Consider the following 3496-nt stretch of genomic DNA (forward strand, 5'->3'; position numbering starts at 1 on the left):
CCCCTACCGGACGGACTTCGCGGGCCCCGGGGCCCAGGTCCGGCTGCTGGACACCGAGGCACCGGCGATGGAAGCGGAGCTGTCGGCACTGTGCGAGCACTGGCGGGCCGGGAACGAACGCGAATGACGCTCGTCACGGGCGTCCCAGCACCGTGAAGGGGTCGGGTACCGCCCCCGTCCAGCGGTGCAGCACCGCGCGGCCGGTCTGCAGTGTGGCTCCTGCGGAGTCGACCGTACCGGCCTCGGCCACGTAGAAGCGGCCGTCGTCGAGCGAGACCAGACCGTACTGACCGCCCGACTCGTACCCGTACACACCGGACGGCTCGTGGTGCAGCCCACGCGGCAGGAGGGAGAGGATACGGCCGGACTCGGGGCGCGGCTGCCCCTTCACCTCTCCCCTGCGGGCGGGTCGCGACCCGTCCACCACGTAGAGCGAGTAGCGGGGAAAGGCCGTCTTCCTGCCCTTGTACACGGCTATCAGCCAGTTGCCGCTGTGCCGGTCGTACTCCAGGTTCTGGACGCCGTACGTGGTGTTTCCGGTGTGGGCGAAGAACTTGCCGTCGGGGGAGGCGGGGCCGCTGGTGTGGTGAGCGCCTTCGACGAGCGGCCTCTCGTACTTCCGCCAGTCGCGCACGTCGTACTGGAGCAGCACCTGGTGGTCGTTGTCGGAGCGGGCGGTGTTGGAGTAGACGCCGTACGCGACGGTGAGTCGGCCGCCGCCCCGGCGGTTCAGGTCGGGTCCGAACGCGATGCCGTCGACGCCGCTGCAGCCGTAGCGGTGGTCGGGGGTGTCGCCGGTGTCGCCGTCGAAGACCCCGTCGCCGTTCATATCGGCGGTGTAGTCCCGCACGACCTCCCGGAGATGGACGGTGGAGACCACACCGGTGGTCCGGGCGTCCATGTTCATCCGGGTGATGCGGGCCCCGTCGAAGATCGCGACGTAGAACGCTTCGGCGGCCTTGTACTCGAGGGAGCCGTAGACCCGGCCGTCACCGGTGTTGAAGTCCAGATCGCCCAGATGCCCGGTGAAGCCGGTGACCGAGCCGATCGGTCTGCCCGACAGGTCGGTCTTCACCAGCAGATCGGTGAAGGAGAAGTACAGGTGGCCCTTGCGGCGGTCGATGGCCGTGCCCTGGAGATGTCCGGACGACCAGGCCCCGCCGTCCACGGAAGCGGGCAGCGGGGGAGACGGGGGCGGCGCCGGTGTGCGGGCATGGGCCGCGCCCCCGCCCACCGCCAGGAGGGCCGACGCGAGAACGGTGGACAGGAACAGGGCGGCGAGGTGCGCGGGTGCTCGGCTTCGCATGGTTCCTCCGAGATCGTGGTCCTGAGCATGGGAGGTGCGTCAGGCCCTGCCGTGGGAGACCCGCGAACGCCGGGCCACGGCATCCAACGACACCGCCAGCAGCAGTACCCCGCCGGTCACCATGAAGCGGTACGCGGAGTCGAGATTCAGCAGCGTGAGCCCACTGGATATGGACTGGATCACGAGAACGCCGAGCAGCGCGGCGAACGCGGTGCCCCGGCCGCCGAACAGGCTGGTGCCGCCGATGACGGCCGCCGCGATGGCGTTGAGGTTGACGTCACCGCCGCCGCTGCTCTGGTTGGCCGCCGCGAGCCGTGACGCGGAGAGGACGCCGCCGACGCACGCGAACGTCGCGCACAGCACGAACGCGGTGGTGAGAACGGCCTTCACGTTCACGCCCGCACGCCGGGCGGCCTCCATGTTGCCGCCGACCGCGTACATCGACTTCCCGAAAGAGGTGCGGGACAGGACGTAGTGCAGCGCCAGCACCAGGGCGAGGAAGAACACGAACATCCAGCCCACCCCCCGGTCCCGGTTGAGATACCAGACCGCCGCGCCGAGGCCGGCCAGCAGTGCCAGACTCCGTCCGGCGAGCAGCCGCCGGGAGGCGGCGGTGAGCCCCGCCCGGCGGCGCTCCGACGCACGGGCGGCACCGGTCGCGTACAGCACCGCCGCGCCCGCGACGACCAGCGCGTACGCCAACCAGGGAGGCAGGAAGTGGAGTTGGGCGAAGGCCACCAGACCCGATTCGAAGGGCAGGTTGATCGATCCCTTGGGCCCGAGTATCCACAGCTGCACGCCGAGGAAGCCGAGGAGGCCGCCGAGGGTGATGACGAAGCTGGGTACCCCGATCCGGTTGTGCACCTGGGCGTAGAACCAGCCGATCAGACCCGCGAGGGCCAGCGAGACGGCGACGGCGAGCCAGGCCGGCAGCCCCCGGTCCACGAAGAGGACCGCCAGTACGGCAGCGCCGAGGCCGCTGACCGAGCCGACCGACAGATCGATCTGGCCGACGAGGAGGACACAGACGACGCCCAGGGCGATGATGCCGACCGGCACGCTTTCGAGGGCGAGGTTCGTGAGATTCGCGCTCGACAGGAAGACGGGGTTGAGGATCTGCATCACGACCCAGATCACGACCAGCCCGGCGAGGACGGGCAGGAGGCCGAGGTCACCGCCGCGCAGCCGGACAAAAACCGCTCGCAGGCGGTCGCGCGCGCCGGCGGACCGGGGCGTTCGCTTGAGGGGCTTTCCGGGGGAGAGCCGCGGGCTCGTGACAGCGGCCGGTTCCGTCATGATGCTTCCCCCTGGTGCGCCGCTCCGGTCCTGTACGCCGGTTCCGTTTCGTCGCCCGTGGCCCGGTCGCGGCCGGCGCGGCGGCTGACCACGTTGTCGGTGGCTCCGGTGATGGCCGCCACCAGCTCCGACGCCGTCGTCCCGGCCGCGTCGAGGACCCCGTTGTTGCGGCCGAGCCGCAGGACGGCCACGCTGTCGGCGACGGCCCGCACGTCCGCCATGTTGTGGCTGACCATGATGACGCCCAGGCCGCGCTCCCTCAGACGCTCGATCAGATGGAGGACTTCGGCCGTCTGCGCCACGCCCAGGGCGGCCGTCGGCTCGTCCAGGATGATCACCTTGGGGTCGCCCAGGAGCGTCCGCGCGATGGCCACCGTCTGCCGCTGGCCGCCGGACAGGGCCGCGACCGGGACGCGTACCGAGGGGATCTTCGCCGACAGCTCCCCGAGCAGAGCACGGGAGCGGACCTCCATGCCCACCTCGTCCAGGCGCAGCCCACGCAACTCGCGCCCGAGGAAGAGGTTCTCCACCACGTTCAGGTTCTCGCACAGGGCGAGGTCCTGGAACACGGTCGCGATGCCGAGCCGTTGTGCGGTGGCCGGGGAGGTGATCGCCACGGTCCCGGTGCCGAAGCGGACGGTTCCGGCGTCCGGCTGGTGCACCCCGGAGAGGACCTTGACCAGGGTGGACTTTCCCGCGCCGTTGTCGCCCACCAGGGCCACGACCTGCCCCGCGGCGACGTCGAGGTCGACATCGGTGAGCGCGGCGACGGCGCCGAAGGATTTGCTGATTCCGCGCAGGGAGAGCAGCGAGCCGCCCGGCGCCTCGTGAGGGAAGGGAGAGGAGTCAGCGGACATGGACCGACCTTCCGGAGCGGGCGGGGGAGTGGTGGCC

3 protein-coding genes are annotated in these 3496 nt (G+C 70.9%); all 3 read right to left on the reverse strand.

Annotation, left to right across the window (positions count from 1 at the left end; translation table 11 throughout):
* Nucleotides 1–133: 133 nt before the first annotated feature.
* The 3 genes from HET64_RS37595 to HET64_RS37605 are packed head-to-tail and all read right to left on the reverse strand — an operon-like array spanning nt 134 to nt 3459.
* Nucleotides 134–1306 carry a hypothetical protein gene (locus tag HET64_RS37595; RefSeq protein WP_215111719.1) on the reverse strand — a complete coding sequence of 391 codons (1173 nt, stop codon included), beginning with the start codon at nt 1304–1306 and terminating at the stop codon, nt 134–136.
* Nucleotides 1307–1345: 39 nt separating this feature from the next.
* Nucleotides 1346–2602, reverse strand: a complete 1257-nt coding sequence (locus HET64_RS37600) for a sugar ABC transporter permease (RefSeq protein WP_215111720.1) — start codon at nt 2600–2602, stop codon at nt 1346–1348.
* Complete coding sequence (locus HET64_RS37605; protein WP_215111721.1) at nt 2599–3459, reverse strand: ATP-binding cassette domain-containing protein; 861 nt, start codon at nt 3457–3459, stop codon at nt 2599–2601. Before HET64_RS37605 ends, HET64_RS37600 begins: the two co-directional genes overlap by 4 nt.
* Nucleotides 3460–3496: the final 37 nt, after the last annotated feature.

The sequence above is a fragment of the Streptomyces sp. McG3 genome, from assembly GCF_018619185.1.
In the GTDB taxonomy this organism is placed as follows: Bacteria; Actinomycetota; Actinomycetes; order Streptomycetales; family Streptomycetaceae; genus Streptomyces.